This is a genomic window from Flavobacterium pectinovorum (genome assembly GCF_022802975.1).
Lineage (GTDB): Bacteria > Bacteroidota > Bacteroidia > Flavobacteriales > Flavobacteriaceae > Flavobacterium > Flavobacterium pectinovorum_B.
Window position 1 is genome coordinate 91,668 of record NZ_JAFEVZ010000014.1, and the last position, 19,943, is coordinate 111,610.

Below are 19,943 nucleotides of genomic sequence, written 5' to 3' on the forward strand. Positions count from 1 at the left end.
TGAAGTAATTTTGCACTATCAAAAATATAAAAATGTCTATAAACAGTATTTTCCAATTTTTAGTGCCGAAAGACAAGAAATTCTTTCCACTTTTTGAAGAAGCTTCAAGCAATTTAATTGAATTAGCTTCTAACTTACACGAAGCTGTAAACCTTCCATTAAAAGAAAGAGAAGTTCTTTTTCAAAAAATTGATGAATTAGAGCAAAAAGGAGAAGACATTACTCGCCAGACCAATCTTGAGTTGAGCAGAAACTTCATTACTCCGTTTGACAGAGAGGATATTCATACTTTAATTACTTCTATTGACAACGTTGCAGATTATCTACACGGTGCAGCAAGCAGAATGAAATTATATCAGGTAGATAAAATTACCAAATCTATCAGAAAAATGACTGAAATCAATCTTGAGGCTTGTCAAAACATTGACAGTGCAGTAAAAGAGTTGAGAAATTTAAAGAATTTCAAGGTCATTAAAGATGCTTGTGCCAGAATTAATAAATTGGAAAACAAGTCTGATAATGTTTACAATAAAGCCGTTTTTGAAATTTTTGAAAACGAAACAGATGCTAAGAATATCATCAAATACAAAGAGGTGTTATCAGTCTTAGAATCAGCGACAGATAAATGTAAGAGTGTGGCGAACATACTGGAATCTATTTCTGTAAAACATTCTTAAATTCAATTTATTTCATTCTGAAGTTATAATTTTATGACTATACTTATAATTATTATAGTATTAGCTTTAATTTTTGATTACATCAATGGTTTTCATGATGCGGCAAATGCTATTGCTACTGTTGTTGCGACAAAGGTACTGACGCCTTTTCAGGCCGTTCTTTGGGCAGCATTTTTTAACTTTCTGGCTTATTGGGTTTTTGGGTTTGGTGTTGCCGATACTGTTGCTAAAACAGCGCACACTATGGAAATTAACCTCGTAGTAATTTTAGCCGGTGTTATTGCAGCAATCTGTTGGAATTTATTGACCTGGTGGTTAGGAATTCCTTCAAGTTCATCGCATACTTTGATTGGAGGTTTCGCAGGAGCGGCTATTGCCCATGCGATTGCAGTTCACGGTTTTTCAGGTTATGTAGGTGAAGATGGAACAACACATTACTGGTATGAAATTGTAAGCTGGTACAAAGCAGGAAAAGATGGTGGAATGCCTTCGGGGGTACTTATTATTATTGCTTTTATTGTGTTAGCGCCTTTATTAGGAGCATTAGCTTCTTATTTAATATCAATTTGGTTATTGAATGCCTCACGAAAAAGCGTTTGGCCTAAAGTATTTACTGTAGGTTTGATGATTGCAACGGTTTGGTTTGTTTACAATCAAATGGTTCCTTTTTCAGAGATTGAAAAACCACGATTTGAATCACATTTTTGGAGTGTAATTTTTGAGAAAGAAAATATTAAATGGTGTTTAGTAGCTTTTATTATACTAACTGTTAGTGTTTTTTGCTTGATATTTAGTAGTTTAAGTTTACATCAGGCTGATGGAGCTTTGAAAAAAATGCAATTACTTTCTTCAGCGGCATTCAGTTTAGGACATGGAGGGAATGATTCTCAAAAAGTAATGGGTATTATTGCGGCTGCTGTGGCAGTTTATATCAATACAAGCGGCGTTGATTTTAATTCGTTGCCTACAGGCTGGTGGGGATTAGATGTTATTTTACCACAAGAGGACGGAAGTTCACATATGCCACCCTGGATTCCTTTAGCATGTTATTCTGCAATTGCTGCGGGAACTTTGAGTGGAGGCTGGAAAATTGTAAAAACAATGGGTTCTAAAATTACAAAAGTAAGTTCGTTTGAAGGCGTTGCCGCTGAAACTGCCGGTGCTTTGACACTTTACTTTACAGAACATTTAAAAATTCCGGTAAGTACAACACATACGATTACAGGGTCTATCATCGGGGTTGGATTAACAAAACGTGTATCTGCTGTAAGATGGGGTGTAACTGTAAGTCTAATCTGGGCTTGGGTATTAACGATACCTATTTCGGCTCTTTTAGCAGGATTGATTTACTTCGTATTGAGTGTTTTTATCTAAATGAGTAAAATGATTTTTGTGAAATGTGAGATGTAAATCACGTTTTAAGATATATAGAAAAAGCTGGTTTCTTAATTGAAATCAGCTTTTTGTTTTTTTGTATGGATTATAAAAGGATTATTTTTTCCAGTTTAGTTGTAAGGCATAACAGGTTTTTTCTCCTTTTGTAATGCTGAAAGTAGTAGCTGAGTGATCTTCAATGTCACTTTCGTGGATTATTACAGTGTCTTTTAAGGATAGTTCCTTCATGAAATTCATTTCAAAGCTTTTTACTTCCTGTTTCAGAATTCGTTTTGGATTAACATGGTCCAGACACCATTCGAGATATTTTACGTTATTTACATGGTTTACAATATCCAGATCCGATAAATAAACTGTTTTTTCAAAAACCGCTTCTTTTTCGTGATTGATATTGATTTTTGATAAGCCTTCTGTTGTGGCTCTTTTGTCGGGAAATAACTCAAAATGCTCATAAGGTAATGCCAAAGCTTCCGGACGGCGTAATTGTGTGTTAAAAACTGCCCAATAGGTTTCGCAGCCCACAATCTTTTTTCCGTTGACATGCATTTCCAGCGCACGTACAGAACGTGAATTTTCAAGGCTGTTAATCCAGGTGGTTATGGTTACAATATCTCCGGATTTTGGCAAATCTGTAATTTCAACACGCATTCGGCTTAAAACCCATGCCTGATGAAACGCCTGCATATCATAAAAACTGATACCGCCAACTTCAGAATGTGCCGCCGCTGTCAATTGTAAAATATTACAGAGATCTGTATATTTTAAAGAACCGTTTGGCGTACATTGTGTGAAATTGATTTCCCAGTCTTTGCTTAGAATGGATGTGAAGTTTGGTGATATTGGCATTTAATTTAGACTTCTTAGATTATTAGAATTTTAGATCTTTTTGAAAGTAGAATAAAGAGTAAAGAAAAAAGATTTTATTTTACAATTTCGTTAATATAATGTATAATTTCTTTTCTCTCTGTAGCATAATCAAACCATTTGGTCTGTTCGTTTCGTTTGAACCACGTTAACTGCCTTTTCGAAAATCGTCTCGTATTTTTTTTGATTTCCTCAATGGCAAATGGCAACGTGAATTCTCCGTCAAAATAACTGAATAATTCTCTATAACCGACCGTTTGAAGCGCATTTAACGCTTTATTAGGATATAATGCTTTTGCTTCTTCAAATAAACCTTCGTTCATCATAATATCCACACGCTGGTTGATTCGGTTATAAATTATTTCTCTGTCGGCTTCTAAACCAATTAAGATGGGAGAGAAGTTTCTGTTGTTTTTCTTTTGATTAAGAAACGATGAATACGGTTTTCCTGTTCCGATGCAGACTTCTGTAAATCGCATCATTCGCTGTGGATTTTGTAAAGTCTGAGGGTTTTCTAAATTAATTTTCTGAAAGTATTCCGGGTCTAAAGTTTTTAATTGTTCCTGAAGATATTCGATTCCGATTTTTTCATAGTTTGAATTGACTTCTAAACGTACTTCGGGATTGATTTCGGGAAATTCGTCAAAACCTTTTAATACAGCATCGACATACAATCCGGAACCTCCTATCAGAATCACGAAATCATTATTTTGAAATAATTCTTCGATTTTTGCTAAAGCTTCTTTTTCGTAATCACCAACGGTATAGTTTTCGAAAATCGATTTGTTCTGAATAAAATGATGCGTTGCGGATTGTAATTCTTCCTGATTTGGAACGGCTGTACCGATGGTCATTTCTTTAAAAAACTGACGACTATCGCAGGATATTATTTCGCAATTAAAATGTTTTGCCAATGCAATGCTTAAAGCTGTTTTGCCTATGGCTGTTGGTCCGACAATGGTAATTAGGTGTTTCATATATTTTTTAGCCCGGATGGAAATGGAAACCCCGGACTTATATTTGTTAGTTTTTTTGGCGTAAAAGAAGCGACTTTAGAAGCTGCTTTTATGACTTAAAAAACAACAAAGATAAGGAGGAGTTGCAATGTACAGCCGGAATAGCTTCATAAATTAATGATGTAATTCGGTTCCGCACTCGTGACAGAATTTAGCATTGTCAAAATGAAGCTGTGAACCGCAGATCTGACAGGTGGTTTTTGTAGAAACGGTATTGTTTCGGAGACTTTTTTTAGCAAATTCGGCTGTTACGATTCCGGTTGGAACGGCTATGATTCCGTAACCCAAAATCATGACCAGCGCCGCTATAAACTGTCCTAATGGAGTTTGAGGAGAAATATCTCCGTAACCCACGGTTGTCAGTGTTACAATTGTCCAGTAGATCCCCATTGGGATACTCGTAAATCCGGAATCTTTTCCTTCGACAAGATACATTATGGTACCAATTATTACTGTGCTGATAAGGACAAAATAGATAAAAACCAGAATCTTTTCCTTGCTGGCGTCAATCGCTTCTTTCAACTGAAATGACTGATGTGAAATTTGAGGGAGCTGGAGAATTTTGAATAATCGTAGGAAGCGCAGAGCTCTTACGATTGATAAAATGCTTGCACCGGGGAAAAATATCGATAAGTACATGGGTAAAACGGCGAGTAAATCGATGATTCCGTAAAAACTGAAAATATATTTTATAGGTTTTTGAATGGAAATAATCCTTAAGGCATATTCAATTGTAAAAAATGCGGTGATTATCCATTCGCATATCCATAACTGATAATGATATTTGGAACTGATGCCCTGAACAGTGTCGAGCATTATCAATAAAACGCTTAATAAAATCAAACCTAAAAGAACCAAATCGAACATTCGGCCTAAAATGGTATTGGTGCCATAAAGAACGATTTTGACTTTTTCCCTGAAGATTTCGTATTGTGATTTTTTGTTTTTCATATCCTTAAAGATAATGAAAGTTTTGTTTTACTAAAAATGAAGTGTTTTTAATGATTTGCTTTTTCGGATGTAATTCTGAATGATGTTTTTTACGTCACGATTGTGCTGCATCGGAATCAGGATTTTCTTCAGGATTTCGATATTGGTAATCTGATAATTTAAATCATAATAGGCATAGCCTTTGTAGATGCCGTTTTCGATTAAAATAGCACTTCTTTCGCTTACGTTTCGGCCTCTGTCGAGCAAAATCATACTTTTGTTTTCGAAACTGTTTTCAGAAATAAACTGCTGTACCCTTAAATTGTAAATTTCAGGCGTTACTTCGCCAAGACAAGCCCCGTCGCATTCTTTGATTTTGTACTGAAAACACTCTTTTTTGGTCTGATATAAACCATTTAATTTTTGGCACAAATGATACTTTGCCGTGAATTTGAAAAGTGCATTTTTGCCTTCCTGTAAAGTAGCAAACGAAGTGATTTCTTTTTTGCGCCCGTCTGCTTTTTCAAGTTTTAGGTTGATGTAACCATTAGTGTCTTTCTCTGCATATAAGGCATATTGAAAAATCGTTTTGCGTTGTGAACGGTTATATCTTGGGCGGTTTATTTTAATTTCTTCACTTTCTTTTAATAGTGCAATCAACTCGCTTCCGGTTTCTTCATAGGTGATGGTAAAAACTTCTGCCTGTATTTTTTTGCTTTTGGTCGTAATTCCTGTAAAATGCTGATTGACTCTTTTTTTGATGTTCTGGCTTTTGCCAATGTAAATTAAAGTTCCTCCTTCGTTATGAATGTAATAAACTCCGGTTTTAGAAGGCATTTGACTTACAATATCCTGAAGTTTTGGAGAAATTCCCTTTTCAATTTCGAATTTTACAAAATCTTTGACGATGGTTTTTTCCAGGTCTTTTTCGAGTAATATTTTGAATAACTTGGTTGTGGCAATAGCATCTCCGCTTGCACGATGTCTGTCGGCTATTGGAATCCCGAGTGAACGGACTAATTTTCCTAAACTGTAAGAAGGCTGTTCCGGAATTAATCTTTTGGCAAGTTCGACGGTACAAAGTGTTTTAGATTCGAAGTTATAACCTAAACGTCTGAATTCGGTACGCAGGATTCTATAGTCAAAAGAGGCATTGTGTGCTACAATAATACAATCAGAAGTGATTTCGATAATTCGTTTGGCAACTTCAAAAAACTTAGGAGCAGACTCCAGCATAGCATTGTTGATTCCGGTTAATTTAGCCACAAAAGGCTGAATCGGAATCTCGGGATTGACAAGGCTGATGAATTGATCAACGACTTCGTGTCCATCAAATTTATAGATGGCGATTTCGGTAATTCCTTCTTCATTGAATTGTCCTCCGGTGGTTTCTATGTCTAGTATTGCGTACATTTTCAAATGTCAAAAATCAATGGCAATATCAAAAATCAATATCAATTGCAATGTCAAAAATCAATGTCTTAAAATTGAAATTCTTTATTGAAATTGTCATTGCCATTGTTATTGTTATTGAAAAAATTACTTTTTATTTATTATCATTTTTGATGAAATTGCAATAAGTTGTTCTACTTCTGTTAGAAGTTTATTTCTTTTGTCGTTATCACCTTCTTTTATATAATCTAATATTTTTAAAGAATTTCTGGATTCTTTTAACTCTTTTACAACTAAGGAAACTTTAAAAATAAAATCTTTATCTGTTATGGTTCCCTGGGCTTCTCCAAAATTTAAAGAAGCACTTCCGGATGATCTGATTAACTGGTTTTTATAATATTCATTTTCAAATAGTTTTTCAAGCTGTCTCGTAAAGAAAATACATTCTCCGGCAAAACGAACTAGTCTATCTTCAAAATTGAATATTTTTTCCATTTAAAATTTAAAATTGCATTGCCATTGACTTTTGATATTGCCATTGTCATTGATTTTTGATATTGCCATTGTCATTGATTTTTGATATTGCAATTGATATTGAAAAATCATCTTCCTCCAAAAATACTGCTTCCAATCCTGACCATTGTGCTTCCGCATTCAATGGCAAGTTGGTAATCGCCGGACATTCCCATTGAAATCGTTGAAAAATGCGCTGCTGTAGAAATACATTGCTGTGTATCCCGGCATTGTGCATCTTTGTTTTGAAGCGAATCAAAAATTGATTTTAAATGCAGAAATTCTTTTTTGATTTGATTTTGGTTTTCTGTAAAAGTTGCCATTCCCATCAATCCTAAGATACGAATATTTTTCATTTCTTTAAATTCAGAAGAAGACAATAAGGCGGTCAGTTCTTTTTTGTCCAGACCAAATTTTGTTTCTTCTTCGGCAATATATATCTGAAGCAGGCAATCAATAACCCGATTGTTTTTTAACGCCTGTTTGTTGATTTCCTGTAATAATTTCAAACTGTCAACCCCATGAATCAAACTGACAAACGGCGCCATAAATTTCACCTTATTTGACTGAACATGACCAATCATGTGCCATTGAATGTCTTTTGGCATTTGTTCATATTTATCTGCCATTTCCTGAATTTTGTTTTCTCCAAAAATGCGCTGGCCGGCTTCGTAAGCCTGCATCAAATCTGAAACAGGTTTGGTTTTAGAAACAGCAACCAGGGTTACGTGCTCAGGTAAACTTTCTTTGATTGTATTTAAATTTGATGCTATTGACATGATAATTCTTTTTTATGAAAGAATAAACTGCTTCGAGATCTTCTCAGCCTTTTTACTTTCGCTGTAATCATAAAAACCTTCTCCGGATTTTACACCCAGTTTCCCGGCTCTAACCATATTCACTAATAATGGGCAAGGAGCGTATTTCGGGTTTTTAAATCCGTCGTACATAACATTTAAAATGGCAAGACAAACGTCAAGACCAATAAAATCAGCTAATTGAAGTGGTCCCATTGGATGTCCCATTCCTAATTTCATTACAGTATCGATTTCATAAACTCCGGCTACTTTGTTGTATAACGTTTCAATTGCCTCGTTTAGCATAGGCATTAAAATTCTATTGGCTACAAAACCCGGATAATCGTTTACTTCAACCGGAACTTTACCCAGTTTTTCAGATAAATTCATGATGATTTTGGTGACTTCATCGCTGGTATTGTACCCGCGAATGATTTCGACCAGTTTCATAATCGGTACCGGATTCATAAAATGCATTCCGATAACACGTTCCGGATGTGCAACGACAGCACCGATTTGCGTGATTGAAATAGAAGAAGTGTTCGTTGCTAGAATTGTATTATGGGAACAATATTCGTTTAACTGTTTGAAAATATTCAGTTTCAACTCTACATTTTCTGTTGCTGCTTCGACTACCAAATCAACTCCAACAACGCCGTCTTTTAGATCTGTATAGGTAATGATATTGGTAATAGTTCTGGCAACATCTTCCTGTGAAATGGTACCTTTAGCTAACATTCGTTCCAGATTAGCAGCAATAGTTGCTATTCCTTTATCTAATGATTTTTCAGAAACATCAATTAGTTTTACGGTAAAACCGCTTTGCGCAAAAGTATGAGCAATTCCGTTACCCATTGTTCCTGCACCAATTACAGCTATCGTTTTCATTTATATATTAGGATTAAAATTGAAGTATTTATCTAAATCATCTTTAATTATTTCATATTCATTGTCATTGATATAGTCATTGGTATAAAGCCAAATATATCTTTCATATTGAATGTTATAAGGTAATACAGGGTCAACTAAAAAATATTTTTTTCTGTAAAACTGTGTTTGTTTCTGATAAATGGCTTCAATAAAATGATCGACTTCCAAAGCATTTTTTTTAGTATAAATGAAATACAAATGTTTGGTTGCCTCTAAATGTACTTCGTCATGTCCCTCAGAAATATTTTTTATCATTATCACAAAAGGAGTAATTAGGCATAGGTATAAAACGGGCAATGATAATGGCGGAGCATTATTGGTTACAATTATTAGACTTAAAGCTAATAAGACATTTAGAAAAATCGAAAGATATAAACCGATTGCGAATTTGTCGTCTCTGTTTTTTTGGGTGTATTTTGATTTTTTTATGTCTTCTAATGGAATATTATAACTTAATTTATGCTTTGCAGTATTTAAATTTACAAAAAGAACTTCGTCTAATATCTCAAAAGATTGTTTAGAATATTTAAATTTGATTTCTAGTTTATTGTTCATTTTATTTTTTAAAACAATCAATAATCTGATAGGCAACTCTTAGTGCATCTGTAGCCTGTTCAAGCGTTACAACCGGAATTGTGTCGTTATTGATGGCATCTGCAAATGAATTTAATTCGTCTAAAATGGCGTTGTTTTGTTCAACATCCGGATTTGTAAAATAAATTTGTTTTTTTACACCTTCAGCATTTTGAAGAATCATGTCAAAATCTCCCGGAACTTCAGGAGCATCTTTCATACGAACCACTTCGCATTTTTTCTCCAGAAAATCAACCGAAATGTAGGCGTCTTTTTGAAAAAAACGAGTTTTACGCATGTTTTTCATCGAAATTCGGCTGGCAGTTAAATTAGCAACACAGCCATTTTCGAATTCAATTCGGGCATTGGCAATATCTGGGGTTTCACTGATTACTGAAACTCCGCTGGCATTGATATTTTTAACTTTTGAATTAACCACGCTTAAAATCGCATCAATATCATGAATCATTAAATCCAAAACTACAGGCACATCAGTTCCGCGAGGATTGAACTCAGCCAAACGATGTGTTTCGATGAACATCGGATTTTCGATCATGTTTTTGGTGGCAATAAACGCAGGGTTAAAGCGTTCTACGTGACCAACCTGACCTTTTACGCTGTATTCATTAGCCAAAGCGATAATTTCTTCGGCTTCTTCAACAGTGTTGGCAATAGGTTTTTCTATGAAAATATGTTTTCCTGATTTGATGGCTACTTTGGCGCATTTGTAGTGCGAAAGGGTTGGGGTTACAATATCGATTACATCCACGGCGTGGATTAATTTTGCAATTGTGTTGAAGTTTTTATAGCCGAACTCTTTTGAAATTCTTTCGGCATTTTCCTGATTTTCGTCGTAAAATCCAACTAATTCGTATTGGTCAGATTGTTGTAATAAGCGTAAATGTATTTTACCTAAGTGACCAGCACCTAAAACTCCTACTTTTAACATGAGAAATGTATTTTAAACAAAAATAGAATTTATTTGTTGAAAGTGAAAGTTTAGTTAAGACAAAGTAAAAATATTTTGTAATAGTTTTAAAGACTTAATTTCTCTTTAAAGTTATTGGTTTGTCTTCGGGATATTTCGACTTTGATCTCTTTTGGAAGATGCACTAAGAGATTACCGCTAAACCAAGGATCTATTTTGGCAATATATTCTACATTTATAATCTGATTTCGATTGGCTCTGAAAAAAAAATCTTCGGGTAATTTTTCTTCGATCTGATTTAACGATTTATTGATTATGGCTTTTTGATCCTGAAAAAATATCTTGGTGTAATTGCCGTCAACTTCAAATAAAAAGATATCGAAAATTTTTACGAGCCAGCATTTTTCGCCGTCACGAATAAAAATTTGATTGCTTAAAGTTAGTTTTTTACTGTTTTTTTCTTCTTTTTCGATTAAATTCTGACTAACTTTTTCAATTGCCTGAGCAAATCTTTTTGGATTTATTGGTTTTAATAAATAATCCAAAGCATTATACTCAAAAGATTTAATAGCGTATTCGTCAAAAGCAGTTGTGAAAACTGTAATGGGTATTTTGTCGAGCATTTCCAACAATTCAAAACCATCTTTTTCAGGCATGTTGATGTCTAAAAAAAGCAAATCGGGCTGTGTTTCCTGTATTAATTTAAAACCTGAGTCTACATTTTCTGCTTCTCCTATAATTTCAATTTCAGGATGATTTTTGATTAATTCTTTTAATTCGTTTCTCGCCAAACGAGAATCTTCAACAATGACCGCTTTTATTTTTTTCATACCTAATATATTGGAATAATTATTTTGGCAACTACTTCATTTTCTATTTCCTGCAATTTAAAACTGGCTTGTTCTCCATAAATTAAATGCAGTCTTTTTTCGATGTTTTTAATTCCTAATTCAGTAGAATCTTTTTCGATAGTGAGTATTCCTGTATTCGAAACTAAAATAATCAGATTATTGTTTTCTTTTTTGGTTTTTAATGCAATTTGCCCACCATCTTTTAATTTAGCAATTCCATGTTTGACAGCATTTTCTATCAACATTTGAATTATCATTGGCGGAATTTGTAGTTTTAATGTATCTTTTTCAATTTCAGAAATAAAATGTAAGCGTTCTTCGAGTTGAATTTTCGAAATTTCGATAAAGTTTTCTACCATTTCAATTTCTTCTTCCAAAGCAATTTTAGTTACATCGTTTTTTGTTAGCGAATAACGAAGCATTTCAGACAATCTTGTTATCATTTCTCTGGATTTCTCTGGATTTTCTAAAATTAATCCTCGAATATTATTCAGGCTATTAAACATAAAATGAGGATTGATCTGGCCTTTTAAAGCATTCAGTTGTGAATCTTTTAAGGTGTTTTCAATTTCCATTCGGTCCATCTTGTTGTTCCTGATCTGCGACGTTGTTTGGTAAATGGTGTAAACAACTATCCAAAGAAAGAAAACAGATGCCATTATAAAAATAAAGATTACGTGTGCTTTTGCTGATTGCGATGGATGATCTAAAACCTCAGGTCTGTGATATATATAATGAAGCATTAAATAATTGTAAGCGATCAATGCTACATAATGAAGAATTGCAGACGTAAAAATTAAAATGAGCATTTTAATGATTTCCCAAAACTTAAAGTCATCCAGTTTAATATATCGGTCATAAACATATTTTAAAGCCATTGAAACCGCTGTAAGCAAACAGATACCAAAAAAGTAATCTAATAACAGATGCCATTTTTTATATCCTAAAAAGTTTAACTCCGGAACGATAATTTGAGGAATAATGAGTACTCCTAAATAGATAGTCCAAATAATGATTTGCACTAAAATGAAAACGTAATTCTTTTTTTGAAACATTGCTTTATTTATTTAGGATCCAAAGGGATTAATAACCAAGATTTTGAATATTATTTAACCCGTTGTCTGTAATTATTAAAAAACGTCAGTTCGAGTGTTTTTTGTGCAGAGAAACGGAACAAAACTTCTCGATACGCTCCGCACTCGAAGTGACGTGTATCGAGAACCGTTTTTAATGATAATTTTTCTGTTCTCGATACAATCCCGATGAAAAATCGGGATCACTCGAACTGACGAAAAATTATTATCAAAAACTAATTATACCTAACAGGTTATTTTAATATAAATTTAGAAAAACCATTTTGCTATGAAAATAGTCAAAGCTATAACTAATTTGATCATAATTTTAAGTTTAAAAAACTTTGGCAATTTTTAAATTGCCAAAGTTACATTTTTACTTATTACTTTTTAATTTGAAAATCAGGATGTCCAACTTGCCATAGAGCAAAGCTTAAAACATCTGCAACCTCTTCATAAGATTTTAATTTTGAGGCTCCTCCAAAATGACCTGCTTCATAATCTACTTTAAAAAGAGTTGGTTTTTTAGAAGTGTTTACTTCTAGCAATCGAGCAGCAAATTTTGCAGGTGACCAAACAATGATTCTTGGGTCATTAAATCCGGCAGTTGTTAAGGTTGCAGGATATTTTACACCTTCTTTTAGTTGTAAATACGAGTCCATTTCGATAAGAGCTTTTGCTTCATTTTCAATCTTCATAGTTCCAAATTCAGGTGTGTTTGCCGGTCCGTTTGGAGCATTTTCTCCTCTTACTGTATTCATGCTTCCAACTCCCGGAATGGCTACTGCATATAAATCAGGTCTTTCTGTGATGGCTCTTCCTACGAAAATTCCTCCTGCGCTTCGGCTATATATTGCGGTTTTTGTTGGGTTTGTGTACCCTTCATTAATCATATATTCGGTACAGGCTATAACGTCTTTCCATGTATTTTGTTTTTTACTTTTTTGTCCTTCCAAATGCCATTTTTCGCCTAATTCTCCACCTCCTCTTACGTGAGCTACAGCAAGTATGCCTCCTCTTTCTACCCATAAAAGTAAACTTGGATTAAAACTTGGTGCTATTGACATTCCGTAAGCACCATAACCGTAGAATAAAACGGGTGTGTTTTTATCTTTTGGAGTTCCTTTTTTATAGATTATCGATAATGGAACTTCAACACCATCATACGATTTTACCATTAATTCCTCAATTTCAAAGTTTTCAAATTCTGGATAATCTATAATTGTAGAAAGTTGTTCTCTTGTAAAAATATTTTTTTTAACATCATATCTATAGCGTTCTCCTTTGGTTGTCCAACCCGTGGTGGTAACCCAAAGATCTGAAAATTTATTCCCTCGTGCACTTAGAGATATAGTAGCTGATTTTTTTGGGGTTTTAATTTCTTGATGTTTTTTTCCTTCAAAATCAGTAAAATGTAATTTGCTTTCTATTCCGTTTTTTGTTCTTGTATAGAAAATTCCGTCTTTGGTAATCGTAATCGGATTTAAGTTAGCTTCTTTGTCTTCTGGAATCACAAGTGTTGCTGTAGCAAGATTTGGGTTGGTAATACTTGTTTTTAAAACTTTAGATTTTGGAGCATTTAGAGTGGTATGAAGATAAATATCCTTCGCACTAAAAGCAAAACTTTTGATTTCATCTTTTCTGTCAGTCAATAATTTCCAGCTAATTTTTGTTTTATTCAAATCAGCGCCTTTGGCAATAAAAACTTTTTGGTTTGGATTTACAGAGTATGGTGAAAAGAAAAGCATATCACTATCAACATCGTATCCAACAATTGGAATTTCTTCATCGGCAATATTAAGCTCTGGATAATTAGCTTTAGCAAAAATCAATTTGTCTGTAGCAATTTCGGTTCCTACAACGTGTAATTTTGTAATAATATTCATTTGTGCTTTAGCATCGTGAATATCGGTTGTTGGAGATTGTATGTACAAAAAGGATTTGTCGTCTTTTAACCAATTAGCATTTCCAAATCTTAGTTTGTCAATTCTTTCAGATAAAATTTTATTGTCGCTTACATTTATTAGTAGCATTTTGCTCATTTCGCCACCATTTTTAGCAACGTTTACAGCAATTAGTTTTCCACTTTTGTTAGGAGAAAAAGAGCTTATGACATAAGTATCTTTTCCTTCTCCTTTCAGCTTTTCCGGATCAAAAATTAACGATTCAACACCTTTTAGGCCGTTTCTTTTGTACAATTTTGCAACTTGATCTTTTGGAGTCGTTTTTTGATAAAAATAGGTTCCGTTGTCCATAATTTGCAATCCGTTGATAGCTTCGGTTTGTCTGTTATCAATAGAAACTAATTCGTCAATAATTTTTTGTTTTCCCGGAATTGAATTTAGAATAGTATTGGTATAATCGGCCTGAGCCTTCATCCAGGAAAGAGTTTGTTCGTTTTTTAAATCTTCGAGATTTCGGTATCGATCTTCAATTTTTATTCCGAAATAAGTGTCGGTAACAGGAACAGATGGTGCTTTTTCTTGCTTGTTTTGTGCAAAAGAATTTCCTGTAAAAGCGATACCGATACTAAGAAAAGCTATTTTTTTGAATGTATTTGTTTTCATAAATGACTGTTTTTTTGATTGATGATTAATTTTAATTAAAAAATGACAACTGTGATGAATTTATAAAGTGCAAATCCTATGATAAATCCTACTACAAATGATTTTGCAATTTTATAAGCGTTTATTTCTTTTTTAGTTTCCATGCTGATTGATTTTTTTGAGATGATTGATTTGAATTAATTATAGGATTACTGTAATGAATTTGTAAAGTGCAAATCCGATTATAACTCCTATTGTGAATGATTTAACAATTTTAAAAATGTTGATTGTTTTGCTGGTTTCCATGATGAATGTTTTTTTAGATTATTTTGATTGATGATTTGATTGATGATTTGATTGATGATTTGATTGATGATTTGATTGGTGATTTGATTGGTGATTTTTTACAAGTGAATTAAAAAACTAATGAGATTAGTAGCAAGTCCAATAGCGAAACCAATCGTTAATGGTTTTAAAATTTCGGTAGCGGTTGTGATTTTTGAAGTGTTCATTTTTAAAATATTGTTTTTTAGTTATTATTTCCTTTTTGATGATTCAAAAGTAGGAACACATTAGATTAATTTTTTTTAAAAAATGATGAACGGTCAATATAAGTATATGAATGGTAAATGAATTACATTTTTATTAATTTGAAGGAAGTTTCTGAGTTGAAAACATTCTTTAGGAAAGTATTTAAAATTGATTTACTTTCTTATTTTTGCGAAAATAAAACCTACCCATTTTGAAAGATACTGCCAAACATCAAGGACTTCGCAATCAATTAGTAAGCACTTTAGAACAAAAAGGGATTACTGACAGAGCAGTTTTAGAAGTGATAAAAAAGATCCCAAGACACCTTTTTTTAAATTCAAGTTTTGAAGATTACGCTTATCAGGATAAGGCTTTTCCTATAGGAGCGGGGCAAACTATTTCGCAGCCTTATACTGTTGCTTTTCAATCGCAGCTGCTGGAAGTAAAAAAAGATCATAAAATTCTCGAAATCGGTACAGGGTCAGGCTATCAGACTGCTGTTTTGTTTATGCTGGGGGCAAAAGTGTATAGTGTCGAAAGACAGAAAGAGCTGTTTAAAACGACTTCTAATTTATTTCCAAAATTGAATATCAGACCCAAACATCTGTCGTTTGGAGATGGTTATAAAGGTCTTCCGAATTATGCTCCGTTTGACAGTATTATTGTTACGGCAGGAGCTCCGTTTATTCCGCAGCCTTTGATGGCACAGTTAAAAATAGGAGGAAGACTGGTTATTCCGCTTGGAGAAGATGTTCAGATTATGACCTTATTAATTCGAAAAAACGAAACACAATTTGAAAAACATGAATTTGGAGAGTTTCGTTTTGTTCCTTTATTAGAAGATAAAAACTAAAAAAATGCCCCATAAATATTAAATTTATTTTGGGGCATTTTTTATGATTTAATTAGTTAGATATAACTGAAATCAGGTCTCAGGCTGAGTCCATTCGTCTTCGCTCAGGATAAACTTAGTCGAAGTCCTTTCATGGTAAAAAGCCTTCGACTTCGCTCAGGATGACATTTCGTTTCTAAGTAGGATAAAGCTACTTATTTAATTCTCCCAACCGATCCCGTAGCTGAAGGCAAAAGCTCAAAAATTGAAGTAGGAGCCAGACCGGATTCTATTCTGTGAGAAACATACAAAATGGCTACGTTTGTTTCCTGCCTGATGGTATTAATTAACTGAATCACTAAATCTACATTTTCATCGTCAAGACCTTCAACAGGTTCGTCCAGAATTAATAAAGGCGGGTGTTTTAAAACGGCACGAACAATTAGCGCTACTCTTTGCTGTCCGATTGAAAGATCTATGAAACGTTTCTTTTTTAGATGACTCATTTCAATTACTTCCAGCCATTGTGCGACGATTTGTTTTTGCAAAGTAGTTGGCTCAATATACAATCCGATCGAGTCAAAGAAGCCTGACAGAATCATTTGTTCCAGTGTATGGCTTTTCTGAAATAAATCCATCATAGCAGTCGTATAAATGCCGATTTGCTTTTTGATTTCCCAAACGCTTTCGCCGCTTCCTTTTTTTCTTCCGAATAAAAATAAATTCTGACCGTAGCCTTTCGGGTTATCCCCCGTAATTAAGGATAAAATAGTGCTTTTACCTGAACCGTTCGGGCCAATTAACTGCCAGAATTCGCCTTGTTTGATGGTCCATGAAATGTTGTTCAGAATTTTTCTGTCTTCATAACTTACAGAAACATTATCCATTTTTATTAATTCACTTTCGTGAAAAGTACCCGGTTCATGAGCCTTTGGAATTGCAGCTGTATTTAAGGTTTTAAAATGGCTTTCGTTTTTTGAAATAGGGTATAAAGTAAATGAATTGTCTTTGATTTGGACTTTATTCAATACAAAATCCATTAAATCAACCGTACGATTTACAAGCTGAATAATAGATATTGTATCCGTAAGTTTCTCTAAAGAAAGAGCCAAGGCCAAACGTGAAGCCTGATCTAAATGATCGAAAGGATTATCAAAAATAATAAAATCCGGATTTTGACTGATACAGTATTTTAAGAACTCTTTTTTGCGTTCGCCGGAAGAAAAGGTTCGCAATTGCCTGTGTGACTCAGGAGAAGCTTCAACAGATTCGTATTGATATTCTCTTTCTATAAATTTTTCAATTGAAATATCTGAAAATAAAATTCCTTTTTGGGTGTTAAAAACGGCTAATTCTTCTTTTGCTTCGCCGGAAAGCAAGGTGTCGATGAACTTTTTTTTATTTACCTGATTGGTTAAAAGAATGTCCCAATGTTGTTTTTGATGCATTATGTATTTCTTGAAAGGATATTATTGTTTGGTTGCCATTGGCAGATTATTTCGCGACCATTCGCTCCAGGAGCCCACATAAAGTTGTGGAATCGGAATCCCGGCATAATCCATAGCTAACAGTGTGTGGCAGGCTGTAACCCCTGAACCGCAATGAATGATTACATTCTCGGGTTTTACATTTCCTAAAATTTGAGTATATTTTTTAGCCAGTTTTTCGGCAGAAATATAAAAACCGTTTTCATCTAAATTTTCGCTAAACGGAACATTAACTGCACCCGGAATATGACCTGCAATTAAATCAAGTGGTTCTGTAAGGCCGTCAAACCGGTTTTTATCTCTTACGTCAATGACTATATTTTCAGGATTGTTTCGGGCTTGATCTACTTCTTTACTATTTGCTAAAGGGAGCTGCCAGTCTGTAACAGGATATTTTTCAGCAATATCAAAACTTTCAGTTTCAGAACTTACAGGAAAACCGGTTTTTATGGCTGTCTGAAAACCGCCATTTAAAACCTGTACTTTTTCATGACCAACTGCTTTTAGCATCCACCAAAATCTTGATGCAGCGTTCGAACCGTTTTTGTCATCATAAATAATAACATGATTTTTTGGGGTAATGCCTAGTTTAGACAGCACTTCAGAAAATTTTTCTAATGAAGGCAAAGGGTGTCTTCCACCGTTTGCAGGGTTGCAGTCCGGAGTAGCTAAATCGCGGTTTAAATCGACATAGCGTGCATCTTTTAAATGTTCATTTTTATAATTTTGTTCGACATTGAGTCCGGCTCTGGCATCAACTAAAATAACTTCAGCTGAATTTTTTAGCTGAAGCAATTCTTCGGAACTGATTATTGGCGACCAATTTTGCGACATCTGAATTTGTTCTAAAGATTAACCCGGAATTTTTTCGATTACAATTTCAGCACCTGATTTGTCAAAATAGGTACAGGTCATTTCAATAATGTCAACACGCCATTTCGCGATTCCGCATTGTCCGGAATGATTGCAAAATGTAATATAATTGGTCTGACCATCCTGATGTGCTAACAGAAATTCTATAAAACGCTCTTTGTTGGCTGTATCTTCGACTTTTATTTCAGGATATTTTTCCTCTGAAATAACAGAATAATTATTGACGCCATAATATTCAACATGCCCGTCATTTACAAAGGTATCGTAGCCTTTTACACCTAAAATGATTAAATCCTGTATATAATTTGGAAAATCTGCACCGCTTTTGACTTTGGCATGCGCTTCTTTTATTTGTTCGATTGTAAACATAAAATTTGATTTAAGGTTCTACTTTTATTGCTTCAAAAATACGATTAATGATTTTATAAATAGATCAAAAGATTCGATATGTGGCAAATGTTCTGTTTTTGTAATTTCTATGAGTTTGGCATTCAGAATGGCTTTTTGTCTTTTTTTTACCTAGTTTGGCATAATTTTTCATTGTTCTTCTGATTTATTGAGAGACAAACGGTTTTTCCTAAAATAGTTCTATGTCTGGTTGATGATTAGCAGTGTTGGTCTTTCAGAATTTTTAAATTCGTATAAAACAGGCTGTGTAAATAATGTTGCTTTTAGGGATGAGGCTGATTTTGATCTGTTTTTATCGTAACCACTCTTTGTGGATAGGGAATGTCGATTTCAGTTTCATCAAAACGTTTTTTGATACTCTGTAATAGATCGCAGTACATAACAAAACCATCTGTGGAATTTTTTGCCCATGCCCACGCTTTTAAAGTTACACTTGAATCTGCCAAAGCCACAACTCTTGCGATAACCAGAGGTTCTTTTTGTTTTTTACTTTCAGAAGTTCTGGTATCAACAAAAAGCGGATGTTTTGCAACTTCTTCTTTCATAATTTCTAATGCTTTTTCGACGTCAGACTCATAACCAATTCCGATTTCAATTATTTTGCAGCATTTGGTATCATGCATATTAGTGTTTACAATAATTTGATTACTGATTACTGAATTTGGAATAATAATTCGGTTATTTTCAGCATCTTTTAAAACCACTTGTCTCAGGTTTATATCTTCAACGGTACCAACGAAATCATTGATTGTAATTTTATCATTGATTCTAAACGGCTTAAAAATTACCAGAAAAATTCCGCTGACAATATTACTCAAAGCTTGTTGAGATGCAAGACCTGCGACTAAAGAAATAACTCCGGCTCCGGCCAAAAAGGAGTGACCTATAATTTTGAATTCGGGAATTTGAATTAAGGCAAAAGCGAATCCCAGAATATAAATTATGGTAATAATTAAATGTTTAAGAAATTTAAAACCGGTTGCATCATATTCTTTATTATTGAGTTTGCGATATAATAAATAACGAAGGGCTTTGTCTGCAACAGCACCTAAAATAAATGTTGTTATAGCAATAATGGCAATAAAAAAAACAATTCTGAAATCTTTTGAGAAGTCGATCATAAGTTTTGATTCTGATGAAAAATTCTAAAGTTGAAGAGCTAATTTACGAAGTTTTGCTTTTGTGGAGGTTAATAATAACAATAGTTGTGTAAAAAAGAATTGAAAAATATTCAAGTATATAATCAAAACCGTTTATAAGGTTTTATTGCAAGCAGGATGGAACAGGACGGTGCCTCAAAAGCTTATAGTTAAATTGGTTACGACTA

General features: G+C 33.7%; 20 protein-coding genes. 4 read left to right on the plus strand and 16 right to left on the minus strand.

Going from position 1 to position 19,943, the window contains the following annotated elements:
* Positions 1-32 precede the first annotated feature (32 nt).
* Both FLV_RS17415 and FLV_RS17420 read left to right on the plus strand, forming a co-directional pair.
* The gene (locus FLV_RS17415; protein ID WP_035627329.1) at positions 33-677 is read left to right on the plus strand and encodes a DUF47 domain-containing protein; all 645 of its coding nucleotides are present in this window, start codon (positions 33-35) and stop codon (positions 675-677) included.
* Between the two features lie 33 nt (positions 678-710).
* On the plus strand, positions 711-2,051 hold the full coding sequence (locus FLV_RS17420) for an inorganic phosphate transporter (protein WP_243235862.1): 1,341 nt from the start codon (positions 711-713) through the stop codon (positions 2,049-2,051).
* A 117-nt stretch (positions 2,052-2,168) separates the two neighbouring features.
* Here FLV_RS17420 and FLV_RS17425 read toward each other — a convergent pair whose 3' ends face one another.
* From FLV_RS17425 to FLV_RS17480, 12 genes are all read right to left on the minus strand, one after another.
* On the minus strand, positions 2,169-2,918 hold the full coding sequence (locus FLV_RS17425) for an acyl-[acyl-carrier-protein] thioesterase (protein WP_243235863.1): 750 nt from the start codon (positions 2,916-2,918) through the stop codon (positions 2,169-2,171).
* Between the two features lie 74 nt (positions 2,919-2,992).
* Positions 2,993-3,913 carry a tRNA (adenosine(37)-N6)-dimethylallyltransferase MiaA gene (gene miaA / locus FLV_RS17430; RefSeq protein ID WP_243235864.1) on the minus strand — a complete coding sequence of 307 codons (921 nt, stop codon included), beginning with the start codon at positions 3,911-3,913 and terminating at the stop codon, positions 2,993-2,995.
* A gap of 153 nt (positions 3,914-4,066) precedes the next feature.
* Positions 4,067-4,903: an ion transporter gene (locus FLV_RS17435; protein ID WP_243235865.1), complete on the minus strand. Its 837-nt coding sequence runs from the start codon at positions 4,901-4,903 to the stop codon at positions 4,067-4,069.
* 30 nt (positions 4,904-4,933) lie between these two features.
* A complete protein-coding gene (locus FLV_RS17440; RefSeq protein WP_243235866.1) occupies positions 4,934-6,295 on the minus strand; it encodes an exonuclease domain-containing protein in 1,362 nt (453 codons plus the stop codon).
* Between the two features lie 126 nt (positions 6,296-6,421).
* On the minus strand, positions 6,422-6,769 hold the full coding sequence (locus FLV_RS17445) for a four helix bundle protein (RefSeq protein WP_243235867.1): 348 nt from the start codon (positions 6,767-6,769) through the stop codon (positions 6,422-6,424).
* Between the two features lie 107 nt (positions 6,770-6,876).
* A complete protein-coding gene (locus tag FLV_RS17450) occupies positions 6,877-7,566 on the minus strand; it encodes a YggS family pyridoxal phosphate-dependent enzyme (RefSeq protein WP_243235868.1) in 690 nt (229 codons plus the stop codon).
* 12 nt (positions 7,567-7,578) lie between these two features.
* Positions 7,579-8,472 (minus strand): 3-hydroxyacyl-CoA dehydrogenase family protein, encoded by an 894-nt coding sequence (locus tag FLV_RS17455; RefSeq protein ID WP_243235869.1) that lies wholly within the window; start codon positions 8,470-8,472, stop codon positions 7,579-7,581.
* Entirely contained in the window at positions 8,473-9,069 is a 597-nt protein-coding gene (locus tag FLV_RS17460; RefSeq protein WP_243235870.1) for a hypothetical protein, read from the minus strand.
* Position 9,070: 1 nt separating this feature from the next.
* Positions 9,071-10,036, minus strand: coding sequence for a Gfo/Idh/MocA family protein (locus FLV_RS17465; protein ID WP_243235871.1), 966 nt, complete (start codon positions 10,034-10,036; stop codon positions 9,071-9,073).
* 86 nt (positions 10,037-10,122) lie between these two features.
* Entirely contained in the window at positions 10,123-10,845 is a 723-nt protein-coding gene (locus FLV_RS17470) for a LytR/AlgR family response regulator transcription factor (protein WP_243235872.1), read from the minus strand.
* Positions 10,846-10,847: 2 nt separating this feature from the next.
* Positions 10,848-11,921: a sensor histidine kinase gene (locus FLV_RS17475; protein WP_243235873.1), complete on the minus strand. Its 1,074-nt coding sequence runs from the start codon at positions 11,919-11,921 to the stop codon at positions 10,848-10,850.
* Between the two features lie 401 nt (positions 11,922-12,322).
* The gene (locus FLV_RS17480; RefSeq protein WP_243235874.1) at positions 12,323-14,506 is read right to left on the minus strand and encodes a prolyl oligopeptidase family serine peptidase; all 2,184 of its coding nucleotides are present in this window, start codon (positions 14,504-14,506) and stop codon (positions 12,323-12,325) included.
* A 405-nt stretch (positions 14,507-14,911) separates the two neighbouring features.
* Here FLV_RS17480 and FLV_RS17485 point away from each other — a divergent pair, with 405 nt between their 5' ends.
* Positions 14,912-15,061 (plus strand): hypothetical protein, encoded by a 150-nt coding sequence (locus FLV_RS17485; protein ID WP_243235875.1) that lies wholly within the window; start codon positions 14,912-14,914, stop codon positions 15,059-15,061.
* Positions 15,062-15,227: 166 nt separating this feature from the next.
* The gene (locus FLV_RS17490) at positions 15,228-15,869 is read left to right on the plus strand and encodes a protein-L-isoaspartate(D-aspartate) O-methyltransferase (protein ID WP_243235876.1); all 642 of its coding nucleotides are present in this window, start codon (positions 15,228-15,230) and stop codon (positions 15,867-15,869) included.
* A 194-nt stretch (positions 15,870-16,063) separates the two neighbouring features.
* Here FLV_RS17490 and FLV_RS17495 read toward each other — a convergent pair whose 3' ends face one another.
* The 4 genes from FLV_RS17495 to FLV_RS17510 all read right to left on the minus strand — a co-directional run bounded on the left by FLV_RS17495 (position 16,064) and on the right by FLV_RS17510 (position 19,737).
* A complete protein-coding gene (locus tag FLV_RS17495; RefSeq protein ID WP_243235877.1) occupies positions 16,064-17,296 on the minus strand; it encodes an ATP-binding cassette domain-containing protein in 1,233 nt (410 codons plus the stop codon).
* A 21-nt stretch (positions 17,297-17,317) separates the two neighbouring features.
* Positions 17,318-18,169 carry a sulfurtransferase gene (locus tag FLV_RS17500; RefSeq protein ID WP_243235878.1) on the minus strand — a complete coding sequence of 284 codons (852 nt, stop codon included), beginning with the start codon at positions 18,167-18,169 and terminating at the stop codon, positions 17,318-17,320.
* Positions 18,170-18,187: 18 nt separating this feature from the next.
* Positions 18,188-18,577: a DUF1398 domain-containing protein gene (locus tag FLV_RS17505; RefSeq protein WP_243235879.1), complete on the minus strand. Its 390-nt coding sequence runs from the start codon at positions 18,575-18,577 to the stop codon at positions 18,188-18,190.
* Between the two features lie 302 nt (positions 18,578-18,879).
* Positions 18,880-19,737 (minus strand): mechanosensitive ion channel family protein, encoded by an 858-nt coding sequence (locus FLV_RS17510; RefSeq protein ID WP_243235880.1) that lies wholly within the window; start codon positions 19,735-19,737, stop codon positions 18,880-18,882.
* Positions 19,738-19,943: the final 206 nt, after the last annotated feature.

Bases quoted from the DNA above. Each gene is read 5' to 3' on its own strand.
- FLV_RS17415 (WP_035627329.1), top strand. From the start codon at position 33: ATGTCTATAAACAGTATTTTCCAATTTTTAGTGCCGAAAGACAAGAAA.
- FLV_RS17420 (WP_243235862.1), top strand. From the start codon at position 711: ATGACTATACTTATAATTATTATAGTATTAGCTTTAATTTTTGATTAC.
- FLV_RS17425 (WP_243235863.1), bottom strand. From the start codon at position 2,918: ATGCCAATATCACCAAACTTCACATCCATTCTAAGCAAAGACTGGGAA.
- miaA (WP_243235864.1), bottom strand. From the start codon at position 3,913: ATGAAACACCTAATTACCATTGTCGGACCAACAGCCATAGGCAAAACA.
- FLV_RS17435 (WP_243235865.1), bottom strand. From the start codon at position 4,903: ATGAAAAACAAAAAATCACAATACGAAATCTTCAGGGAAAAAGTCAAA.
- FLV_RS17440 (WP_243235866.1), bottom strand. From the start codon at position 6,295: ATGTACGCAATACTAGACATAGAAACCACCGGAGGACAATTCAATGAA.
- FLV_RS17445 (WP_243235867.1), bottom strand. From the start codon at position 6,769: ATGGAAAAAATATTCAATTTTGAAGATAGACTAGTTCGTTTTGCCGGA.
- FLV_RS17450 (WP_243235868.1), bottom strand. From the start codon at position 7,566: ATGTCAATAGCATCAAATTTAAATACAATCAAAGAAAGTTTACCTGAG.
- FLV_RS17455 (WP_243235869.1), bottom strand. From the start codon at position 8,472: ATGAAAACGATAGCTGTAATTGGTGCAGGAACAATGGGTAACGGAATT.
- FLV_RS17460 (WP_243235870.1), bottom strand. From the start codon at position 9,069: ATGAACAATAAACTAGAAATCAAATTTAAATATTCTAAACAATCTTTT.
- FLV_RS17465 (WP_243235871.1), bottom strand. From the start codon at position 10,036: ATGTTAAAAGTAGGAGTTTTAGGTGCTGGTCACTTAGGTAAAATACAT.
- FLV_RS17470 (WP_243235872.1), bottom strand. From the start codon at position 10,845: ATGAAAAAAATAAAAGCGGTCATTGTTGAAGATTCTCGTTTGGCGAGA.
- FLV_RS17475 (WP_243235873.1), bottom strand. From the start codon at position 11,921: ATGTTTCAAAAAAAGAATTACGTTTTCATTTTAGTGCAAATCATTATT.
- FLV_RS17480 (WP_243235874.1), bottom strand. From the start codon at position 14,506: ATGAAAACAAATACATTCAAAAAAATAGCTTTTCTTAGTATCGGTATC.
- FLV_RS17485 (WP_243235875.1), top strand. From the start codon at position 14,912: ATGAGATTAGTAGCAAGTCCAATAGCGAAACCAATCGTTAATGGTTTT.
- FLV_RS17495 (WP_243235877.1), bottom strand. From the start codon at position 17,296: ATGCATCAAAAACAACATTGGGACATTCTTTTAACCAATCAGGTAAAT.
- FLV_RS17500 (WP_243235878.1), bottom strand. From the start codon at position 18,169: ATGTCGCAAAATTGGTCGCCAATAATCAGTTCCGAAGAATTGCTTCAG.
- FLV_RS17505 (WP_243235879.1), bottom strand. From the start codon at position 18,577: ATGTTTACAATCGAACAAATAAAAGAAGCGCATGCCAAAGTCAAAAGC.
- FLV_RS17510 (WP_243235880.1), bottom strand. From the start codon at position 19,737: ATGATCGACTTCTCAAAAGATTTCAGAATTGTTTTTTTTATTGCCATT.